The sequence below is a fragment of the Luedemannella flava genome, assembly GCF_039528515.1.
GTDB lineage: Bacteria > Actinomycetota > Actinomycetes > Mycobacteriales > Micromonosporaceae > Luedemannella > Luedemannella flava.
The window spans coordinates 1-2,029 of the sequence record NZ_BAAALT010000262.1 but is presented as its reverse complement, the minus strand read 5'-3'; the positions used below and the strand labels follow the sequence as shown (position 1 = coordinate 2,029).

Here is a 2,029-nt window from a genome sequence, read left to right as displayed (position 1 = left end):
GTTGCCGCTGACCGCCAACGGAAAGCTCGACCGGCGGGCGTTGCCGGCGCCGGACTACGCGGTCGGCACGGGCCGCGGTCCGGCCACGGTCCGCGAAGAGATCCTGTGTACGGCTTTCGCCCAGGTGCTCGGGGTGGAGTCGGTCGGGGTCGACGATGACTTCTTCCGGCTCGGCGGTCACTCCCTGCTCGCGGTCCGGCTGGTCGAGGTCCTGCGTGAGCGTGGGCTGCCGGTGTCGGTGCGGGCGCTGTTCCAGTCCCCGACCCCGGCCGGGCTGGCCAGCGCGAGCGTGGCGGAGTCGGTGCCGGTCCCGGCGAACCTCATCCCGGCCGACGCCACGCGGATCACCGTGGACATGCTGCCGCTGGTGTCGTTGACCGAGCAGGAGCTCGACCGGGTCGTCGCGGCGGCGCCGGGCGGCGCACGCAACGTGGCCGACATCTATCCGCTGGCCCCGTTGCAGGAAGGCATGTTCTTCCACCACCTGCTCGCCGACGGCGGCGTGGACGCCTACGTCACCATGCGCGTGCTGGAGTTCGACTCGCGGGCCCGGCTCGACGAGTTCGCCGGTGCGTTGCAGCGGGTGGTCGACCGGCACGACATCTACCGCACCGCGATCGTCTGGGAAGGCCTGCCGGAACCGGTGCAGGTGGTCCTGCGGCACGCGGCGCTCCCGGTCGTCGAGCACGTGCTCGGGTCGGAGGGTGACCCGACCGCGGCGCTGATGTCCGTGGCCGGCCTCGCCATGGACCTCGGCCGGGCGCCCCTGCTGGACCTGCACGTCGCCGAGGTCGGCGACGGGCGCTGGCTCGGCCTGGTCCGGATGCACCACATGGTGCAGGACCACCAGGGCATGGAGGTACTGGTCGGCGAACTGCGGGTGGTGCTGGCCGGGCAGGGCGACACGCTCGCGCCGCCGCTGCCGTTCCGCGACTTCGTGGCGCAGGCGCGCGGGGGCGTCGCCCGGGCTGAGCACGAGCGGTTCTTCGCCGACCTGCTCGGCGACGTCACCGAGACCACCGCCCCGTACGGCCTGATGGACGTGCGTGGCGACGGTTCGGACGTGGTGTCCGAGGTGGTCGCGGTGGACACTGAGGTGGCCGCCCAGCTGCGTGATGTCGGGCGGCGGTTGGGGGTCAGCACGGCGACCGTGCTGCACGTGGCGTGGGCGCGGGTGCTGGCGGCGCTGTCCGGGCGGGACGACGTCGTGTTCGGCACCGTGCTGTTCGGGCGGATGAACGCCGGTTCGGGCGCCGACCGGGTGGTCGGCCCCTTCATCAACACCCTTCCGGTACGGGTACGGACGGCGGACGTGGGTGTGCGCGCGGCGGTGGAGGCGATGCGGGGGCAGCTGGCCGCGTTGCTGGAGCACGAGCACGCGCCGTTGGCCCTGGCGCAGCGGGCCGGCGCGGTCGCGGGGAACCAGCCGTTGTTCACGTCGCTGCTCAACTACCGGCACGTGGCCGGCGGCGCGGCGCCGGAGACGGTGGACGGCATCCAGCGGATCCTCGCCCGGGAGCGGACGAACTATCCGCTGAACGTCGCGGTCAACGACTCGGGTCGCGACGATCTGAGTGTGACCGTGCACGCGGTCAGCGCCGTCGACGCGGCCGCGGTCGGCGGGATGCTCTGTGTCGCGCTGGCGAACACGGTTGCCGCGCTGGCGGGAACTCTTGCCGGTGAACCGGATGTGGCGCTGCACCGGATCGGGTTCCTCGATGAGGGTGAGCGGGCCCGGCTTCTGTCGGCGGGCAACGACACCGCGGCCGAGGTCGCTGAGCTGTCGGTCGTCGAGTTGTTCGAGGCGCAGGTGCGGCAGTCGCCGGACGTGGCCGCGGTGGTGTTCGACGGCGTCTCGCTGACCTATGCGCAGGTGGACGCGGCGGCGGAGACGTTGGCGCTGGGCCTGCGCGGTCGTGGTGTGGGCGCCGGATCGGTCGTCGGCCTGAGCCTGCCCCGGGGCGCTGAGCTGGTCACGGCGATGGTGGCCGTGTGGAAGGCGGGCGCGGCGTATCTGCCCATCGACCCG

At 72.9% G+C, this 2,029-nt stretch carries 1 protein-coding gene; it reads left to right on the top strand.

Annotated features, from left to right (window positions below):
* The coding region (locus ABD211_RS29455) for a condensation domain-containing protein (RefSeq protein WP_344138877.1) at window positions 1-2,029 on the top strand (2,029 nt) is incomplete at both ends.